General features: G+C 35.3%; 11 protein-coding genes and 4 pseudogenes. 11 read left to right on the top strand and 4 right to left on the bottom strand.

Going from position 1 to position 20,482, the window contains the following annotated elements:
- Positions 1-4 precede the first annotated feature (4 nt).
- The 4 genes from MSBRW_RS00065 (at position 5) to MSBRW_RS00050 (ending at position 2,683) form a co-directional block, all read left to right on the top strand.
- Entirely contained in the window at positions 5-1,081 is a 1,077-nt protein-coding gene (locus MSBRW_RS00065) for a glycosyltransferase (RefSeq protein ID WP_011301996.1), read from the top strand.
- Positions 1,065-1,253, top strand: a complete 189-nt coding sequence (locus tag MSBRW_RS00060) for a hypothetical protein (protein ID WP_048102206.1) — start codon at positions 1,065-1,067, stop codon at positions 1,251-1,253. Before MSBRW_RS00065 ends, MSBRW_RS00060 begins: the two co-directional genes overlap by 17 nt.
- Positions 1,254-1,613: 360 nt before the next feature.
- Positions 1,614-2,384 (top strand): ParA family protein, encoded by a 771-nt coding sequence (locus tag MSBRW_RS00055; protein ID WP_011301997.1) that lies wholly within the window; start codon positions 1,614-1,616, stop codon positions 2,382-2,384.
- Positions 2,385-2,386: 2 nt separating this feature from the next.
- Positions 2,387-2,683: a hypothetical protein gene (locus MSBRW_RS00050; RefSeq protein WP_011301998.1), complete on the top strand. Its 297-nt coding sequence runs from the start codon at positions 2,387-2,389 to the stop codon at positions 2,681-2,683.
- A 503-nt stretch (positions 2,684-3,186) separates the two neighbouring features.
- Here the strand turns inward: MSBRW_RS00050 and tnpB (MSBRW_RS00045) are convergent.
- A complete protein-coding gene (gene tnpB, locus MSBRW_RS00045) occupies positions 3,187-4,299 on the bottom strand; it encodes an IS200/IS605 family element RNA-guided endonuclease TnpB (RefSeq protein ID WP_011301999.1) in 1,113 nt (370 codons plus the stop codon).
- A gap of 36 nt (positions 4,300-4,335) precedes the next feature.
- Here tnpB (MSBRW_RS00045) and tnpA (MSBRW_RS00040) point away from each other — a divergent pair.
- Together tnpA (MSBRW_RS00040) and MSBRW_RS00035 are read left to right on the top strand one after the other, a co-directional pair.
- Positions 4,336-4,740 (top strand): annotated as a pseudogene (gene tnpA / locus MSBRW_RS00040) (IS200/IS605 family transposase).
- Positions 4,741-5,384: 644 nt separating this feature from the next.
- Positions 5,385-6,320, top strand: a complete 936-nt coding sequence (locus tag MSBRW_RS00035) for a glycosyltransferase family 2 protein (RefSeq protein ID WP_011302008.1) — start codon at positions 5,385-5,387, stop codon at positions 6,318-6,320.
- A 213-nt stretch (positions 6,321-6,533) separates the two neighbouring features.
- Here MSBRW_RS00035 and MSBRW_RS00030 read toward each other — a convergent pair whose 3' ends face one another.
- Entirely contained in the window at positions 6,534-12,026 is a 5,493-nt protein-coding gene (locus MSBRW_RS00030) for a PKD domain-containing protein (protein WP_011302000.1), read from the bottom strand.
- Between the two features lie 539 nt (positions 12,027-12,565).
- Positions 12,566-13,679, bottom strand: a pseudogene (gene tnpB / locus MSBRW_RS00025) (IS200/IS605 family element RNA-guided endonuclease TnpB).
- A 93-nt stretch (positions 13,680-13,772) separates the two neighbouring features.
- Here tnpB (MSBRW_RS00025) and tnpA (MSBRW_RS00020) point away from each other — a divergent pair.
- Entirely contained in the window at positions 13,773-14,120 is a 348-nt protein-coding gene (gene tnpA, locus MSBRW_RS00020; RefSeq protein ID WP_230669676.1) for an IS200/IS605 family transposase, read from the top strand.
- A gap of 87 nt (positions 14,121-14,207) precedes the next feature.
- Here the strand turns inward: tnpA (MSBRW_RS00020) and MSBRW_RS00015 are convergent, their stop codons facing one another.
- On the bottom strand, positions 14,208-16,040 hold the full coding sequence (locus tag MSBRW_RS00015; RefSeq protein WP_011302003.1) for a hypothetical protein: 1,833 nt from the start codon (positions 16,038-16,040) through the stop codon (positions 14,208-14,210).
- Positions 16,041-16,383: 343 nt separating this feature from the next.
- Between MSBRW_RS00015 and MSBRW_RS20615 the strand changes: the two are divergent.
- The 4 genes and pseudogenes from MSBRW_RS20615 to MSBRW_RS00005 form a co-directional block, all read left to right on the top strand.
- Positions 16,384-16,578 (top strand): annotated as a pseudogene (locus tag MSBRW_RS20615) (IS1634 family transposase); the annotation flags it as partial.
- A 468-nt stretch (positions 16,579-17,046) separates the two neighbouring features.
- Positions 17,047-17,784, top strand: a complete 738-nt coding sequence (locus MSBRW_RS20035) for an acyltransferase (protein ID WP_011302004.1) — start codon at positions 17,047-17,049, stop codon at positions 17,782-17,784.
- Between the two features lie 300 nt (positions 17,785-18,084).
- Positions 18,085-18,211, top strand: a pseudogene (locus MSBRW_RS24105) (DUF4956 domain-containing protein); the annotation flags it as partial.
- Between the two features lie 151 nt (positions 18,212-18,362).
- The gene (locus MSBRW_RS00005; RefSeq protein ID WP_011302005.1) at positions 18,363-19,013 is read left to right on the top strand and encodes a site-specific integrase; all 651 of its coding nucleotides are present in this window, start codon (positions 18,363-18,365) and stop codon (positions 19,011-19,013) included.
- The last annotated feature ends 1,469 nt before the right edge of the window (positions 19,014-20,482 follow it).

Genomic DNA, 20,482 nt, shown 5'->3' with positions numbered 1-20,482 from the left:
CAGAATGGTAAGGGTTTTAATGTGTGGATCTGTAGCTTCCTCAGGTGGGGTTTCTACACATACTAAGAACTTAATTGAAAATTTGTCTGTTGAAGATAATGAAATATTATTGTATAATTATCATGCAAACAAAGCTAACTCAAAAAATACAAACTTCGAAAAGGTATATCGGCGCACTTTTGGATTATTTTTTCAGATCATATCTAACAGAAAGAAATACGAAATAATTCATGACCAAACATCGGGTGGTATATTTAGTTTCATTTCCTCAATAACTGCATCCATTGCATCAAAGATTGTAGGCAAAAAGTTAATTGTCACATTTCATCATTCAAAAACAGAAGAATTTGTGAGAAAATATAAAGCTTTTTTCAGCTTTGTTTTAAAAAATACAGATACAATGATTTTAGTTTCAAATAGACAAAAAGAGTTTATCTCCAAGACTTTCCCGCAGTACTCAGATAAATTAGTTGTAATTCCAAATGGTTATGATTCAACTTTCTTTTTCCCAAGAAATACTGATGAATGTCGATCCGTTTTAAATATTCCTATGAATAGAAAGGTGATATTTAACATTTCAAACTTAATTGACATAAAAGGACATAGGTATCTTATTGAGGCAATTGGCAAAATTGTGAAAACCAGATCTGATATTTACTGTGTTATTGCAGGAAAAGGTTATCTATTAGAAACTCTAGAGCAACAAATCAAAAATTCTAAACTTGAGGACTATATAAAATTAGTCGGATGGATACCTGACGAGAAAATTCCAATTTATATAAACACAAGTGATTTCTTTGTTCTTCCAAGTTTAGGTGAGGGAAATCCTATTGTTATGTTTGAAACAATTGGGTGTGGAAGACCATTTATAGGAACGAAAGTCGGGGGAGTTCCTGAAATAATAAACTCTGAAGACTATGGATTATTATGTGAACCTGCAAGTTCAGAAGAACTTGAAAAGACTATAATGTCAGCTTTAAATAAAAATTGGGATAGTTTTAAAATCAGAGAGTATGCTGAATCTTTTACTTGGAGAAATATTGCAAAAACAACTAAGCATGTCTATGAACAATCTACGTGAACTACCTCTCCCTGAACTCTTCACCTTTTGGGTCAGTTTCGAAGGAGAAGCTTCCTGGTTCATTCCTTTCTCTTTTGAGAACAAGACCCTAAACCCTTTCCCGCGAAAAGCAACAATTAAGTCACTGCTTTCTTTCACAGTTTCTTCGGAATTAGCAGTGACTGTGATCTGATGAAAACTCTTCCTTATCTAATTCGAAATCCTTTTATTCTGAAAACAAGATATTTTGAAAACTAAATATTTTGAAAATTAAAAAACTGGATATCTTGAAAGCCAGATCTCCTAAAAACTGAATATCTTAAAAACTGAATATCTTTATAACTGGATATCTTGAAAACTAGATATCTTGATAACTAGATATCTTAATAACCAGATATCTTAATAACCAGATATCTTGAAAATTAAATATCTTGAAAACCAGATCTCCTAAAAACTAGATATCTTGAATACTAGATATTTTGAAAACTGAATATCTTGAAAACTAGATATCTTGAAAACCAGATCTCCTAAAAACTAGAAAGGGAGCGTTAGAGTGTCAAAACCAAAAATCGTCTGCATTAGCCTCTGGAAAGGAGGGGTAGGCAAAACCACAACTGCTGTAAATCTATCGGCAGGGCTGGCTATGGCAGGTAAAAAAGTCCTGTTAATTGATGACGACCCACAGGCCAATGCTACAGTCGCACTATTACCAAAAGGTACGGAAATCTTTAACAGTACCAGATCTCTGTATTTTCAGGGAACATTGCAGGATGCAATGTATCCTTCAGTTGTTCTGGGACTGGATATTGTCCCTGCTACTATGGACTTGGCAACCGTTGAGCTGGAAATCACTTCGAAAATAGGGAGAGAACGCCTTCTCCAGAAAGCTCTTAAATGTGACTTTGCAAAACAATATGACTATATTATTATCGACACACCTCCCCTGCTTGGATCTATCGTGATAAATGCTCTCTCTGCTGCGGATGAACTGCTTATTCCTGTAAAGGGGTTCTATTCTCTGGAAGGTATCCATCAGTTCCTTGATATTATTGAGAGTGTTAGAGAAAATGTGAATCCACATCTGAAAATAGGCTCGGTACTGCTAACTATGTACGATGATCATCTCTTAATTAATAAAGACATTAAAAAGAAGATTACAGAAGTATTTGGAGAAAGAGTTCTAAACACTACAATTCCTCCAAATGTCCGGCTGGATGAAGCTCCTTCATACAATCAGGCAATCTTTTCCTATGATCCTGAAAGCAAAGGAGCACAGGCTTATAAACAATTGACTGAAGAACTGTTGTCAAGATGGGAGGCATGAGCATGGCAGGAATAGGAGAGACAAGCTTAAAAAAATCTGAAAAGTCTGAAACACCAGAGAAAACAATAGGGAAGTTCTTCTCAACAAAATCAAACAAACAGAATCAAGAGAGATATACAATTCAGAAAGGGCTTAAAATCTCGCAAAAACAGAATGAAAATCTTGAGAAAATTAAGGTTGCTCTAGGAACGGATCTTGATTCCGAAGCTCTGAGATGGTGCTTTGATCAGGTATGGGAATTAAGAGGTAAAGAAATCGAAGAGGTCGCAAGGAAAAAAAAAGAGTTTTCCCTTTCCTGATTACCGTTATCTCCACAAGCTCCATGCCTGCCAGATCTGTAGTTATCCGGCGGACTTCTGGAAAGTCTGCGTCTTTGAGGGCTCCCCACGGAAGACATAGAGCAAACATATTCTCCGCTTCTTACAAGAATAATCTGGGTTGTAATGAAAAGAAGTTACCTGGGCTATAATAGTTAGATTCTCAGAGGCTGAAAGGAAGTCAAATCTACTATCAAAAATCAGAACTATATGGTATTCCTGCAGTGCTGGGTCTGCAGGGCTAGAAAGCCTTATGCTGTGATTAGAGGATACTAAAGAAATTGAGAGCCTCTGGCATGTCCAGAGTTCCCAAGGTTTTAAAGAGTTTCTTGGTTCTTTATGTAAAAACCTGAACTTGCAATGGAACCAGGAGATCTGGCCTGTTCTGGTGAACTACCCCTAAGCTAAAGACTTAGGGGCTTCCTGGTTCATTCCTCCCTCCATTGAGGGCAAGTCCCCAGGCTCTTCCCCACGTTCCGCAGGTGTTACAACCCAATTAGATTTTGATCTATGAGAGCGAATTTCTTGATATTGATAGCGGCATTTATGTCTCTATCATGTTTTGTTTTACAGTCTGGGCAAGTCCATTCTCTATCTTTTAATGTCAAATCTGAATTATGATATCCGCAGACATTACAAAGCTTAGAAGATGGCTCAAACTGTCCAATTCTCAGGATGGTTTTTTCGAACCATGCCGCTTTGTATTCTAATTTTGTAACAAAGCTACTCCATGCAGAATCGCTTATAGCCTGTGATAAGCGGTGATTCTTAACCATTCCTTTAACGTTCAGAGTTTCCAGAGCTATAGCTTGGTTTTCGCTTATGAGTTTAAAAGAGAGTTTGTGCTGGAAATCATTTCTCTGATTGCTTATTTTCTCATGGAGTACAGAAACACTCTTTTTGGCTTTTGCTCTGTTCTTTGAACCTTTTTGTTTCCTTGAAACTCTTTTCTGAAGTACTTTAAGTCTCTTGAGGGAGTTTTTAAGATACTTAGGATTCGATATTTTTTCACCTGTAGAGAGTATAGCAAAATCTTTGATACCTACATCAATACCTATTGTAGTTGATTCTATGAAAGGGTGCTTTGCTGGAAATTCTTTTCCGTCTTCAACAAGGATACTAATGTAGTAATTCCCTTTACAAGACCTTGATACTGTAGCTGTTTTAAGTTCTCCATCAAACTTTCGGTGAAGAACTGCTTTGATTTCCCCAATTTTTGGAAGCTTAACTGTGTTGTTTTCAAAGTCTACACTGTAGTGTTGGGGTATAGGAAATGATTGAATTGGATTTTTCTTTGATTTAAACTTAGGAAATCCATTCTTTTCTCTGAAAAATCTGGTGAAAGCAGATTCTACCTGCTTAGTCATTCCTTGTAATGACTGTGAGTTTACTTTTCCTAACCATTTATTAGAAGATTTCAAGACAGGAATCTTTTTGTTTAAGTCAAATCTGGAAATAGATTTTCCTGTTTGTTCGTAAGTTTTAATTTTTTGATCCAACGCCCAATTGTAGACAAATCTACAGCTACCTATATGTTGATTCAATTGAACAGACTGCGTAGTTGTAGGATAGAGTCTAAATTTGAACGCTTTCATCATACAGGGTAGTATATTCTTTAACAATATATAGAGTTTTTGGTAAATAGGAAATGCGAGACAAGGGACCATAGCAAGTTTTTGTTAATGTATCATATTATCTTTGTTTGCAAATACCGAAAAGTAGCACTTGAACCGATTAGCGAAGAACTTAAACAAATTAGGTATGAACTTTCAAAAGAGTCAAATTTTGAAATTCTTGAAATGGAAACAGACAAAGACCATATACATTTCCTGATTAAGAGCGAGCCTAAAGTCAGTGTTTTGTCAATTGTCAGAAAATTGAAACAAGAATCTACGAACAGAATATGGAAAACACAAAAAGAGTAGCGGGAAAAGTATTATTGGGGTGAAAATACGTTATAGAGTGAGGGTTATTTTGCGTCTACAATCGGAAATGTTAGTAAAGAGACGGCAGAATATTATATACGAAATCAGGGGTGAAGTTGACGCTTATATCCCACGAAGCTAAAGACTTCGGGGTTTTACGCTTCTACCTATAAAAATCATCCTTTAGAAAATCAAATATTGTATCCAAACCTTCTTTAGACCATCTTTTTAGTGGTCTTCAAACAGTTATGTAAGACCTATATTTTCTGGGCATATTTTGGCATTGTGTACATCTCGTTTTATATAGAGTTCATCCCAAAACCAATTTTATTTTTAAATTTTTCAAATAATTAAATTTTTAGAAAGATTTCATGAGCAAAAGCTCAATTAATTATTCCATATTCGCAATTCAGAGAAGTAATTTTAAGTCTAGGGATCGACTCATAAACAGTATAAGTGTATAAATTTTTCCAATAATTACAAAATATAAGGAAAATTTCTTCTATTTTCCTTATTTGTGTTGAAAATATTTTGATATATGGGCAATCTTAGTCAAAAATGTGGACACATTAATCTAAAAAATAAAGAGGTGTAACCAAAATAATTTAGTAAATATATAATAGTGGATGACCGAATATTATGCATAATTTTGAATATGTATATCTTGATTTTCCGACATAATTGCTAGATATATGCATAAAAAATAATACTCTTTTGGCATTTTTGTATCTTAACCTTTACAAGTGGAGAAGATTATTATGTACCGCAATAGATCAATAGGAATAGCGGTCCCCGCGTATAATGAAAGTAAATTGATTGAAAAAACTCTCAGCTCCATTCCTCTTTATGTAGATAAAATTTATGCAATTGATGACGGTTCTCAGGACAATACGGCCGAAAAAATAAAAAATTTTGCTGACCCTCGAGTTGTTTTAATCCAGCAGAAAAATGGTGGAGTCGGAGCGGCAATAACTTCAGGTTATAAAAAAGCACTTGAAGATAACATTGATATTATTGCCGTTATGGCTGGAGATAATCAAATGGATCCAGATTATCTTTCTAACTTGCTGGATCCTATTGTAGATGGAAAAGCTGGATACACAAAGGGAAATAGACTATGGAACTCCAAGTTACGTAAAGGGATGAGTGCATGGCGCGCTCTGGGCAATTATATCTTAACTTTTCTTAACAAAGTAGCTTCAGGTTACTGGAATTTGAGTGACCCTCAAAATGGTTACACTGCAATTTCAAGTTTAGTTTTAAAAAAATTGGATTTAGATAAAACATATAGAGGCTATGCATTTGAAAATGATATGCTTGTAAAACTAAATGTCCATGATATCAGTGTTAAAAACGTGGCAATCCCTGCAAGGTATGCTGACGAAAAATCTAAAATTCGTTACCCAACATTTATTGCAAAAACTAGCCTTTATTTAATAAATGCTTTGCTATGGAGATCATGGAATAAGTATGTCGTAAAATTAAACCCAATTGGAATTTTTTATATATTAGGAATTTTGTTAATGATCACCGGCTTCTTTGCCCTTCTTCCATTAAAACCCGCATACATACTGTTTGGCCTATTTCTTTTTTTGGTTTCATCAATTTTAGAGATTTTGAGAAATAAAATCGCAGACATAAAAACAAAGTCTTCAGAGAAAATAAGTTACTCAGAACTGAGTATGATAAAATGATCTACTATTACCAAAATAATAATGGATCATTGATACTGTAACAAAACAAATTCTAAAAACATTTCTTTAAAGTTCGTTGTCACTGTTTTTAACACCTAAGTTATTGTTCTTACTGAAAAGTCTTTTTCTACTAACATTCATCCTAAAGTCTAATAAGATATTGTAGTTACCAGTATTCTCTCTACTCTCCTCCAAACAGTGTGCTGAAAGATCTTACTCTCTTTTATACAGGAGCACTCCAAACAGACAAGCCACCCCGCAAGCTATTCCAAAGCCAGGTGTGTTCTGGGTTTCTTTCTGTTCGGTTTGTAGTCCTTTACTCGACTTATTGTGTTGATCAATCGCTTCATTTCCTAATTCGGACTTTATTTCCTTTTCAATACCTTCAGTTAAATTCGAAGATTGTGTAGAATTAGGTGCCAGTATTTTTTGTTTTACCAAATTATATTTTTTATTACTGGAAGAACTCTTAGCATGAGCATCATTTACAATATTTATTAAGACACTACTGGAAGCTGGAATATAATTAGCCGTATCAGTCGGAGTAAACGTAACTTGTAATGTATGAGTCCCTGCACTAAGTATCGTTCCAGCGGCTGGAGTGTATGCAAAAGAGCCCGGGACAGATGCAGCTGCGTTTAGCTGAGTTTCACTTAGGGAAGTGCCAGAGGACATATCAGCAGGGTTATTCCAGGTTATCAAAGGTGCAGCCTTATTCACTATTAACGAAACACTGCCTGAAGCCATGGTATGGTTTTTCAAGTCGGCAGGAGTGAAATCAAGAGATAAATTATGCATCCCCGCACTGAGGACTGTCCCCAAAGCTGGAGTATAGGCAAAAGAGCCTGGTACTGAAGCCAATGCGTTTAATTGAGCGCTATCCAGCGCTGTACCATAGGTTATGTCAGCAGGAGTATTCCAGGTAATTATAGGAATCATTTTCTGGCTAACTACATTGATTGTAACATCCTTTGAGGCAGACTTATAACTTGCAGTATCAGCAGGTGTAAAATCAACATGTAATGTATGAGTTCCTGCATTGAGTACAGTTCCTGTTGCTGGTGTATAGACAAAAGTACCAGGGACTGAAGCATTTGCATTTAGCTGAGTGCTGCTTAATGCTGTTCCACTTGTTATGTCAGCAGGGTTACTCCAAGTTATCAAAGGTATAGCTTTATTCACAGTTAATGAAACACTATTTGAGACTGTGGTATAGTTTGTAGTGTCAGCAGGAGTAAACCTAACCTTTAAAGCATGAGTCCCTGTTCTAAGAACCGTTCCAGATACAGGATTATAGGCAAAAGACCCTGGTACTGAAGCAAAAGCATCTAACTGAGTGCTGCCTAATGCTGTTCCACTTGTTATATCAGCAGGGTTACTCCAAGTTACCAAAGGTATAGCTTTATTTACGGTTAATGAAACACTGCTTGAGGCCATGGTATAATTTGTAGTATCGGTAGGCGTGAAAGTGGTCTGTAGGGTATGAGTACCAGCTCCTGGAATCGTTCCAGAAGCAGGGCTATATACAAAAGTGCCAGGAACAGAAGCATTTGCATTTAGTTGAGCCTCGCTTAAAGCTGTACCATAAGTTATAGCAACAGAGCCGGCCCAGATTATTGTAGGCGATACCTTAGTTGTATATTCACTATATCTCCAATGATCACTATTATAATTTTGTAAAACTTCAGCCGAGGACAGCGACCTATTGTAGAGTCTAAAAGCATACATACTACAGTTACCGTAGGATAAATTTCTAGTACCGGAGCCTATGCTGATATTGTTAGTAAGCCCTGCTATTGGTGAATTCCATGTACGAGTACCTGAATTTACACCATTGATATAAACACTGACAGTGTTGTTATCGTAAGTCAATACAATATCATATACCTGACCAGCAACAAGACTCGCATCCGAGTTATACATATTCAGAGCGCCACTCTGCAAACCTAGAGCAACACGAAGATGATTGTTAGGATCAGCAGTCGAACAACTCAAATACCAACCAGTTTTCTCGTCATTGTACTTGCTCACAAGTGTTCCTAATTCCTTGAATTCATTAATTGACCCTATAAACTCAATTGATACAGGACTGGAAATGTTAGTCTGAGCATTATTAGAAACATCTATACTACTATTGAAACCATTAAGGTCTATGTAATTTGCACCAGTTAACTGGTTTGTCCCTGAAGTTACATTCGTGGCATAGCCAATGTTATTGTTTCCGCTGAGATCCACCAGGGAATTTCCTGATAAACTACCATCGTAATAAACAACCAGTCCATTTGTTACAGGTGGTGTATTTGGGTTTACAGTAATTAAATTTGATTTTGTCGAGATATTATAACCATCAGCATTACTTACATTCAAACTAACGGTGTAAGTTCCAGGGATACTATAAGTATGACTCGGATTCTGAACCGTAGATGTCTGGCCATCTCCAAAGTCCCAGGACCAAGCTGTTGCATTTTCCGAACTGTCATTAAACTGAACTGAGAGGGGAGCAGCACCGCTAGTAACACTAGCAGTAAAGTTTGCAACAGGTAAAACTAGCTTTTCTGAAACATTGATTGTAACATTCGCTGTTGCGTTAGTGTAATTTACAACATCGGTAGGCATAAAATCAACATGTAAAGTATGAGTCCCTACACTAAGAACTGTCCCTGAAGCTGGATTATAAGTAAAGTTACCAAGCACCGAAGCATTTGCATTTAACTGAGTTTCACTTAAAGAAGTACCAGAACTTATTGCTGAAGGAGTATTCCAAGTTATCAAAGGTGTAGCTCTATTTACGGCTAATGAAACGCTACTTGTAGCCGTGGTGTAGTTAGTGGAATCAGTAGGCGTGAATATTACCTGCAAAGGATGCGTCCCTGCACTAAGGATAGTTCCTGCTGCTGGATGATACGCAAGTGTCCCTGGTACTGAGGCAGTTGCATTTAACTGAGTACTTGAAAGAGCAGTTCCGTATGTTATGGCACCCGGATTACTCCACGTAATTGACGGTGTTGCCAACGATGTGTTTGTCAAAGTGTATGTTCCATTACCAACACTCATAAACTGGATGCCATCAGACGTTTGGTTGAATGGTATTGACACAGCATCACAATACAGGTATAAAGGAGAACTCATAGTCTGTACATTCATATTGACCGGATATCCACCACTTGTGTTTAACTGAAACTTTATATTATTCTCATCATATTGTAGAACGTTAGTGATAGCAGTCTGTGCCATCGAGCTACAATACCAGTTTGTGAAACCAACTAGGTTGATACCATTTGAATTCAGGTTAGTCACAAATGTACTGAAGAAGTCTGGATCTATCGCGAATAGTGGTGCTGGGTCTATGTCTGTCTGATGTGTAAAACATGGAGATATCGCTCCACGTGCTGACGAAATATTCCACCAATACCATGTGTTATTTTGAAGGTTGATCGAATTCGAAATAAATCCCATACCCTGGTAACCGGTTCTGTAAAGAGCACCGTATCTCTGGTATATATAGATAGCATGCGTGATGTTGTCATCATTTGCATGTGACGACCATGATGCAGGCATTGCTCCAAAAAGCGAATTAACATGATCCATTTCAGTATCAATTATTGTTTCTGAATCTGCTAATGATTGTGACGCAAGCCCGGGATAAAAATGAATGCCTTCTTCAAATCCATGGTTAAATAGATATTCATTATACTCAACCTCATTTTCATCCACACCCCCTGAAACAAAAACCGTAGCGCTCTGATTATGTGAAATTAAGAAATCTGTACCGAGCTGATTATTGGTAACATTCGGACAGACAAGCCCGAATGCCATTATGTCATTTCGGGCATATGGGGTGATAATGTCTCTCGGTATTGATTGTGTAATGTTATAGAGGTGCACATTCACCCAACCGTCTGTACCTGATGCATAAAAGGTTTCGTAGATCAAAGGCTGAATTACGTTTGTATAGGGTAGTTTCCGCGTTTTTTCAGTTGTATAAGGAGTAATAACGTACAATGCAGGCCCAGACGTAATAACATTTGTACGGTTTGAGTCGTAACTGTGAATGCTAACTGTAACTTTATTGTTGACAACTGAAGTTGCGGGAATCTGATAACTAGAACTTAACTGGCTGCCTGTATCATTCGTCCAGTAAGAATAGATCCAGTAACTACCATCTGAAGCATGTCTGACGCCAATGTCGGCAACTGAAGTATGCAGGTACCCGTATGACCATTGTGAATTAGAATCTATGCCCATTGTAAATGTCAAATTTTGATTAACAGTGGGATATGCACCAGTAATGTAGGTTTCCCCATTATCACCATGCCAACAGCTAGAGTCAATAGAACCTAATGTTGAATTGTGCTTGAGACTCACGTTTGAGGTATATGGAATGTTTTTTGTAGTCGTGTAAATGTTGTTTGGAACATCACTTACTTTACTTGCATCGAATGTCCAAAGTTGCAGTTCGCCTACGTCAAGATTTGTGGTTGGATATTGAACATCAACATTTTGTGTTTTCGTGCTGGATCCCAAAGCATTCGAAACTGTTTCCTGTACAGAGTAAGCACCAGGTGAGGCAAAAGTATGTAACGGATTTGCTAGAGTAACATTTGAACTTCCATCTCCAAAGTTCCATTGATAATTTACCCCGCTAATCGACGTATCAGTAAATTGAATAGTCAGGGGAGAATTGTTAACCATAGCATAACTAAAGTTCGCTACTGGAGGTACTGGATTCACATTGATTGTAACATTCGCTGTTGCGTTAGTGTAATTTGCAGTATCATTAGACGCGAAATCAACATTTAATGTCTGAGTCCCTTCACTAAGGATAGTTCCTGCTGCTGGATCATAAGTAAAGTTACCAGTTACCGTATTTCCAGTTACAGGATCAGTTGCAACTGCGTTTAACTGAGTACTGCTTAATGCTGTTCCATAGGTAATATCAGCAGGGTTACTCCAGATAATAGTCGGAGTCATCATATATATCGGGCGATCCCTAACGTAATTTTGCCAAACTTCATCCGGGGACAGTGCCCTGTTGTAGAGCCTAAAAACGTACATACTGCAGTTACCGTTGGGAATTCCAGAACCGGAGCCTATGGTGATATTTTTAGAATTTCCTACTATCGGTAAATTCCAAGTACTAGTACCTGAATTTACACCGTTGATATAAATGCTGGCAGTGTTGCTATCATAAGTTACTACAATATGATATATCTGCCCGGCATCAAGAGTACCAACCGATTTATCGCCATATAAACTGTTAGTCCCTGAAGTTGCATTCCACGCACACATAACAAAACGAGCTTGCTGGTAAGGAGGGTGAGCCGAACAATCCAAATACCAGCCAGTTATTTCGTCATCGTCGTACTTGCTCACAAGTGCCCCATAGGGCTTGAATTCATGAATTGATCCTATGAACTCAATCGATATAGGACTGGAAATGTTAGTCTGAGCATTATTAGAAACATCTATACTACTATTGAAACCATTAAGGTTTATGTAATTCGCACCAGTTAACTGGTTTGTCCCTGAAGTTACATTCGTGGCATAGCCGGTATTATTGTTTCCGCTGAGATCCACCAGGAAACTCCCTGATAAATTGCCATCATAATAAACAACCAGTCCATTTGTTACAGGTGCTGCTTGAACGCCTGAAACAAGTAACGATATTCCAACGATTACTGGCAAAAAAAAACACTTACTTACCATGAGATCTACATCCCTTTTTTAGTTCGGTAATTATCAACATTCTAACTGCTGTTACACATACGTTAAGGCGTGCACAGTCACCCTATCCCAAGTTCTCTTTAACAAGAAGGCCCGTCCTCAGGCAAAGTGACAGTGACGATGAGAACCGCAAACTCAGCAAATAATTAATATGTGTTGTGACTATCCCAATGGAATTACATTAATAATATATATATTCTGTAAGGTATATTCTATGCCTACTTTGTATATAAAACTTGCTAAAAAAATATATAAAGTATTATGAGTTAAAAATATCTGTTCAGTTAGTGTCGAGCCCATAAAATTCAATTAATTTTAAGAATTGATCCAGCACGTAAAGATAATCATACATAAAACTAATAGAAATAATATAGATAGAATGATCATTCTCTTTTACTGCACCCATATGTGAACTACCATTTAGGTGAACTACCACTCAGCTCAAGACTGAGTGGCTTCTTGGTTCATTCCTCCCTCTATTGAGGGCAAGTCCCCAAGCTCTTCCCCGCGTTCCGCAGGTGTTATAATCCAATTAGATTTTGATCTRTRAGAGYAAWKWTMTTGATATTGATAGCGGGCATTTATATCTCTATCATGTTTTGTTTTACAGTCTGGGCAAGTCCATTCTCTATCTTTTAATGTCAAATTTGAATTATGATATCCACAAACATGACATACTTTAGAAGATGGTTCAAATTGCCCAATTCTCAGGATGGTTTTTCCGTACCATTCAGTTTTATACTCTAGTTTTGTTACAAAACTGCTCCATGCGGAATCACTTATAGCCTGTGCCAAATGATGATTCTTGACCATTCCTTTAACATTCAGAGTTTCCAGAGCTATTGCTTGGTTTTCGCTTATGAGTTTAAAAGAGAGTTTGTTCTGGAAGTCGTTCCTCTGATTAGTTATTTTGTCATGTAGTACAGCAAGCCTATGTTTGGCTTTTACCCTGTTCTTAGAACCGTTCTGTTTCCTTGATACTCTTTTTTGAAGAACCTTTAACCTGTTCAAAGAGTTTTTCAGGTAGTTAGGATTCTCAATCGTTTCTCCTGTGGAAAGTATAGCAAAATCTTTAATCCCGACATCTAGACCCACTGTAGTAGATTCTGAATACTTCTGTTTTGTAGGAAGTTCGTTCCCATCTTCAACAAGGATACTAATGTAGTAATGTCCTTTACATGTCCTTGAAACAGTAGCTGTTTTAAGCTCGCCCTCAAACTTCCTGTGAAAAACTGCTTTAATTGGTTCTATTTTAGGGAGCTTGATAGTGTTTTTTTCAAAGTTTACGGAGTAGTGTTGAGGTACAGGAAAAGATTGAATTGGGTTTTTCTTAGATTTGAACTTAGGAAAGCCGTTTTTCTCTCGGAAAAATCGAGTGAAGGCAGACTCAACCTGCTTAGTCATTCCCTGCAATGATTGAGAATTGACTTCTCCTAACCATTCATTAGAAGCTTTCAAGACAGGAAGCTTTTTGTTTAAGTCAAATCTGGAAATTGATTTTCCTGTCTGTTCATAAGTTTTAATTTTCTGATCAAGTGCCCAATTGTAGACAAACCTACAGCTACCTATATGCTGATTTAACTGAACAGCTTGTGTAGCTGTAGGATAGAGCCTAAATTTGAACGCTTTCATCATACAAGGTAATATATGGTTTAACAATATATAGAGTTTTTGGTAAATATGAAGTATGAAACACGGAATCATAGCAAATTTTTGATAATGTAACACATTATTTTCGTTTGCAAATACCGAAAAGTCATACTTGAACCAATTAGTGAAGAACTCAAACAGATTATGATTGACATTTCAAAAAAGTATAACTTTGAAATCCTTGAAATGAAAACTGACAAAGACCATATTCATTTATTGATTAAGAGTGAACCTAAAGTTAGTGTTTTATCTATTGTCAGAAAATTGAAACAAGAATCTACGAACGGGTTATGGAAAACACAAAAAGAATATCTGGAAAAGTATTATTGGGGTGAAAATACGTCATGGAGTGATGGATATTTTGCGTCTACAATCGGAAATGTTAGTAAAGAGGCGGTAGAATATTATATACGAAATCAGGGTTGAAGTTGACGCTTATATCCCTAAGCTAAAGACTTAGGGGTTTTACACTTCTTCATATAAACCACCCCTAAATTTTAGCTAAGGAATAGTTCACGTCCCTTTGTCGTAGGGTTTTACAAGATAAGTTGAAAGTTCCTGGTTATCATAGATACAATAGACATTTTTACAAGAAGTAACAAAAGTTAAATCCCTTTCATTAAATTGTCCAACATCCTTCCATACTGTAGAATACGCCTGTTTTTCATATTCTGTTATCAAAAAATACCGAGTAAAATTAGATGGAAAAATACCTATTTCAAGTGAACTTAAATTTTTTGGAAAATCAGACCAAGGTCTAACTGACGATGTATGAATTAAAGTATAATTTGAACCATAAATAAGAGAAGAATACCGGTCTAAAGAACTCATTAACCTAATTGTAGGTATATTTTCGCTCTTAGTATCCAATAACCATTTCCCTCCGGAAATGTCATAAGCGGTAAAATGATCGTTTGGATATGTGATTATGGGAGATTGGTATACCGAGGCAACTGTGGTGATCACAGACAAGAGGACAATAAGATTTAGAACTATCCTGTACTGTTTACGCAAAAAAACCATAAGATATCCTAACAACAATGGTGTAAATATCATATTAGCATCTAAATTAATGAATCTGTATGGAGTATGAGCGCGAGAAGAAACAAAAAGGAAAACATAAAAAATACTGCCAAAAATAAAACAGAAAGAAACGGACTTCAAGCTCCCAAACCCTTTTTTTGAATTTTTCAATATAAAAATAATCGAAAAGAATGACAAGATATAATACATTAATTCATCAAATGCCATAATCAGAAATGCCTTTGCGGCCGTTAAAAAACCCAGCTTATTAGCATACCCCGTTGCTACAGTCAATGTTGTAGCACCTGAACTTCTCATGAGAAGAGAATTCTCTATTTGATCTAGAATTTCAATAGCATTTTTTGTTAAAGAATACTGAGCCAGATACCAGATAGAAGCAGTTACTAAAAAAATCATAATTAAACGTAACGATACTTTATGGGGTTTACTATTGGACAGTATTTCCTCAAAAAACATACATGTGAGATATGATAAAAAAACTAAAGAGATAATAGGATGGGTAAATGGAAGCACTAAGCAAAGCATGATAAAGAGGATTCTATACCTAAAATCACTGTTTTTATTAAGTGTATAAAATAAAAGTGGTAAAATTAAAGTTGAAATAAGCATGTGATATATTGTTGCAAAAAACCAAGCAAAGAACAGAGGTATTGAAGCTATAATTGAGTATGTAATAAAATTCTGATCTTGTTTAAATGATTTTGCCCAACAATAAATAGATAGCATATAAATGATAACAAACAAAGATGGGATATATTTTGATACCTCTAAAGCAGAGATATTTAAAATTTGGCTGATTTGAGAAATAAGTACTGAAGTATATGGATAAAAATTATACTCAGGAATATGTCCATAAATGCTTACATCCATTGCATATCCTACATAATGGGCATTATCTCCTCTACCCATGATTAGCATATAGTTCTTTAATTTGGGAAGAAAAACCAGTAAAGCATTACAAAAGATTATTTGAAAAAATCCTAGATTAAATTGTTTGCTACTTCTGGTTGAGATGGATGACAATAAAAGAAACATGCCGTTTATTAAACTAAATAGTAAAGATACCCAGAAAATTAAAGGTGTAGATGAATATATAGAAATTTCATAGCCCATAACCGGCTTTCTTGCAACCAGTAAAAGAGAATAAGATATAAGCATAAAAGATGTCAATGTCGATAATAGCTGGAACTTGTATATAGAGCACATTTGTCTCTGTAGTTTGGATTCGAAGAATCCAATGAGCTTGCTTAGTTCCAAACTAGTTTTATTATTATGCTTATTCACATTAGACTCTTTTATCATAAGTACCTCCGGTTCTATGAAGAACCAGTTTTATTAATACTCTGGATACAATGCTCTAGCCTGCCAAATTTCTATAGGGACTGTAAAAGGTCATCGGATCATTCTGTTCAAATATTAATCATTAGTTGCCAATACAAAAACGGATTTGTTTTTTTTAAAGTGTTGTATTGTATCATACTGGTATGTATATATATTTATTTGAAATGTTTCCTGCTCACCCCAATAAGGAACTATAATAAAATAACTCAAGTAACTTGGCTTTGACAGTCAAATAAAAATAAGTGCTTCTTACCCTGTGTTATTTGATCCAATGAACATCACAAAATAAAGAACATTCACCACCATTTAACAAGAATATATGTGTTCCTATCGGATCGATCCTTGTCGTCCAACTCTTTTATGAAAAGCTTAATTTCTGTAATATTTTTAGCAAACAGAAAAACAAAGGTCTTATCTCAATAGTTTACTAATTGGTTTGTTAAGTTACAAGCTAACTGAGAATTTTCGTACCAAAGAAGCTGGCAAATGGTTAAACCAAAATTTTGTATATTAGGTCTAGTTTTGGTCTTATAACAGGCTGGTCCCAAAACTCTAAATTGCTTCTCTGAATCCTGTATTCTGAACAATCGATCAAGTTTCAGCTTGCGAAAAATAATTTTAAAACTTTAATAATTTGAGATCATGCTTAGTTTTGGGATAAACCAACGTGAAATTTTTTACCCAATGACTTCTGAAGATCTGTGACTTTTCAGAAAAATCGGCACATACCGTCAAAACTTTATTGAAATATTTTAAAGTTATAACTCATAAGGAAATTAAATTCTACCGAGCTTATCTATTTTGATATTTATATACCGTCATTATTGGCTATAATTTTGAACAGTATTTCTCGAAATAAGAAGAAATGCACTACAATGAACATTGAGAAACCCTCAAAGGAAAATTTTCCAATATATGCATTCTAGACAGATTCTAACTAATAAAGGCTTAAATGAGCTGAAAACTTATGATTAACCTAAAGAATATAGGTTTTTATCTATCAAAAATAACTTATGGTTCTTATCTACTAAAAACAAGTAAACATATAGCAATAACAATCGATAGAGTTGTAACTTCAATTATCTCAAAAGCAAGTGAATATATTAAATATATACTAATAGCAATCGATGGCATTGTAACTCCTATTATCCTGTTAATAACAAAAGTAATTTTTATAGACACTTCTTTAAGACCATTGTGGAAGATTAGAGGACTGATATTATTTCCTTTTATAAAATGTGCTTCAGTTCCATATATTGGGAAAGATGTCTACTTTATTGAGTTGTTAACTCGAAAATATATTTTCGGGAAAAATGTTCGTATTTCAAATTTTTGTAAGTTAATTGGCCCAATAGAAATTGGAGATAACGTATCAATAAGCAACAATGTTGAGGTGAGGCATCATACTATTATTGGCAATAATGTCGGCATAGGACCAAACACACTATTTATTACTGACACTCACGAATTAGGAAATGAAAAAAAAAGGGCCGGAAAACACATAACAAAAAAAATAATTATTAAAGATGGATGTTGGATTGGAGCGAACGTCATAATTTTAGGTGGAGTGACAATTGGTGCAGGGGCTGTTATAGCTGCAGGATCTGTTGTAGCCTCAAATGTAAAACCTAATTCATTTGTAGTAGGTACCCGAGCAAAAGAAATCAGGACTTTAAGGAGTATGAGTAACTTAAGAAGATCTTAATAAACCATATTCATATTGATCTTGTCTACAGACTATAGAATAAAAAACACATCATCAGATTGTAAATTGTATCAATTTTGGGACAGTTGCCCGGACAGATAACAAAGCTATAATACCTGTTGACTTCAGTATTTACAACATAGAAATATTTTATCTTAATTTCCCAAAGCAACCTTGGAAACAGCTAAAAAATTCAGATAGTTTTCTACTATATCATACTAAAATATTTGATCTTATCTGTGGGAGAATAATTTGCAGGCAGAGAGGTCAACATTTGAAGATTTTTTAATTGTTTCCATGACAACTATGCTCATAATTACTATGGTCAAATCTTCCCTCGCTCTCTCTTGGACTGATTGGAGCACTCTCTATAGTAAGGTTCAGGACTGCAGTTAAAGAACCTGAAGAACTGTGTCCTGTCTTTGTTTAAAGAGGACCAAATCCTAAGCATCAGGTTTTAAGTCAAAACCTGACGGTATTCCTGAGTTTTACTTAATTTCGTCTCCAGTTTACCTGCATTTACAGTCTAAACGCAAGGTTTTATTAAAATCTAATAGTATTCTAAACCTGGTGAGTAAATGCCAATAAAGAAAAATAGTCATGTAAAAACAACAGAAATGAACAAGTACCCCGTTTTGCAACTCAAACGAGATCCTGAAGCAATTCATCATTATCTGAATGGAGAAATCCGGATTTTAGTACCTACGGAATATCAGCGCATTAAAAACGAAATCTCGCAGAAGCGCCATCGAACTCTTTTTGACGTCCTCATGATCACTGGTATGAGGTACGTTGAAGTTCAGAGACTCTGGGACCATAAAGAATGGTATCTAAAAAAGAAGAATATCATTCATCTGCCAGAGGAAGCCCAGAAGAAACACAAAAGAACCCAGCAAGAAAGGACAATCCATCCTCTGCCAGGCATGTTTGAGCTTCTATTAGATGACTTTTTTGAAGCCCGTAAACCGCCTGCAGAAAGCAACTGGAATAGGGACCTAAGGAAATGGGCAAAGGATGCAGGCCTCAACCCCTATGGCCTCTCAGCAAAAACAACAAGAAAGACCCTAGAAAGCTGGTGTATTGCTGCAGGCATGTTGGAATCTACAGTTTGCCTGCGCCAGGGACACGACAACCTAACCAGCATGAAGCACTACCAAGGTCTTGCTTTCTCAGCTGATGAACTGAAAGATATTGAAAAACAGCTTACTGTCTGGGGAATGTTGAAATGACGTTCAGTACATGAGGTACGACTTAAGTCTGTCTACTGCAGTAAATATTCAACTATCCCACTTCCTAAGCAGAGAATTAGTTTCCTAAGCAAAAAAAAAGATTTCTGGCTTAGACCATTTCCTAAGCAAAACGATATCAGAAGACATAACAAGTTAGAAGAAAAATAAGTTAAAATTAGATATTAATCTGTATATATATCCCATTTCCTAAGCAGAGAATTAGTTTCCTAAGCAAAAAAAAAGATTTCTGGTTTAGACCATTTCCTAAGCAAAACGATATCAGAAGACATAACAAGTTAGAAGATAAAGAAATTAAAATTAGATATTAATCTGTATATATATCCCATTTCCTWAGCRGAGAATTMGTTTTCCTAAGCAAAAARAAGATTTCTGGKTTAGACCRTTTCCTAAGCAAAACGATATCAGAAGACATAGCAMGGTAGAAGAAAAATAAGTTAAAATTAGATATTAATCTGTATATATATCCCATTTCCTAAGCAGAGAATTAGTTTCCTAAGCAAAAAAAAGATTTCTGGTTTAGACCATTTCCTAAGCAAAACGATATCAGAAGACATAGCAAGTTAGAAGAAAAATAAGTTAAAATTAGATATTAATCTGTATATATATCCCATTTCCTAAGCAGAGAATTAGTTTCCTAARMAAAAAAAAGATTTCTGGYTTAGACCATTTCCTAAGCAAAACGATATCAGAAGACATARCAAGTTAGAAGAAAAATAAGTTAAAATTAGATATTAATCTGTATATATATCCCATTTCCTAAGCAGAGAATTAGTTTCCTAAGCAAAAAAAAAGATTTCTGGCTTAGACCATTTCCTAAGCAAAACGATATCAGAAGACATAACAAGTTAGAAGAAAAATAAGTTAAAATTAGATATTAATCTGTATATATATCCCATTTCCTAAGCAGAGAATTAGTTTCCTAAGCAAAAAAAAAGATTTMTGGCTTAGMCCATTTCCTAAGCAAAACGATATCAGAAGACATAACAAGTTAGAAGAAAAMTAAGTTAAAATTAGATATTAWTCTGTATATATATCCCATTTCCTAAGCAGAGAATTAGTTTCCTAAGCAAAACGATATCAGAAGACATAACAAGTTAGAAGAAAAATAAGTTAAAATTAGATATTAATCTGTATATATATCCCATTTCCTAAGCAGAGAATTAGTTTCCTAAGCAAAAAAAAAGATTTCTGGTTTAGACCATTTCCTAAGCAAAACGATATCAGAAGACATAACAAGTTAGAAGAAAAATAAGTTAAAATTAGATATTAATCTGTATATATATCCCATTTCCTAAGCAGAGAATTGGTTTCCTAAGCAAAAAAAAAGATTTCTGGTTTAGACCATTTCCTAAGCAAAACGATATCAGAAGACATAGCAAGTTAGAAGAAAAATAAGTTAAAATTAGATATTAATCTGTATATATATCCCATTTCCTAAGCAGAGAATT

This window comes from Methanosarcina barkeri str. Wiesmoor (assembly GCF_000969985.1).
GTDB lineage: Archaea > Halobacteriota > Methanosarcinia > Methanosarcinales > Methanosarcinaceae > Methanosarcina > Methanosarcina barkeri_B.
The sequence above is the reverse complement of the archived record's forward strand: the minus strand, read 5'-3'. Positions and strand labels throughout refer to the sequence as shown.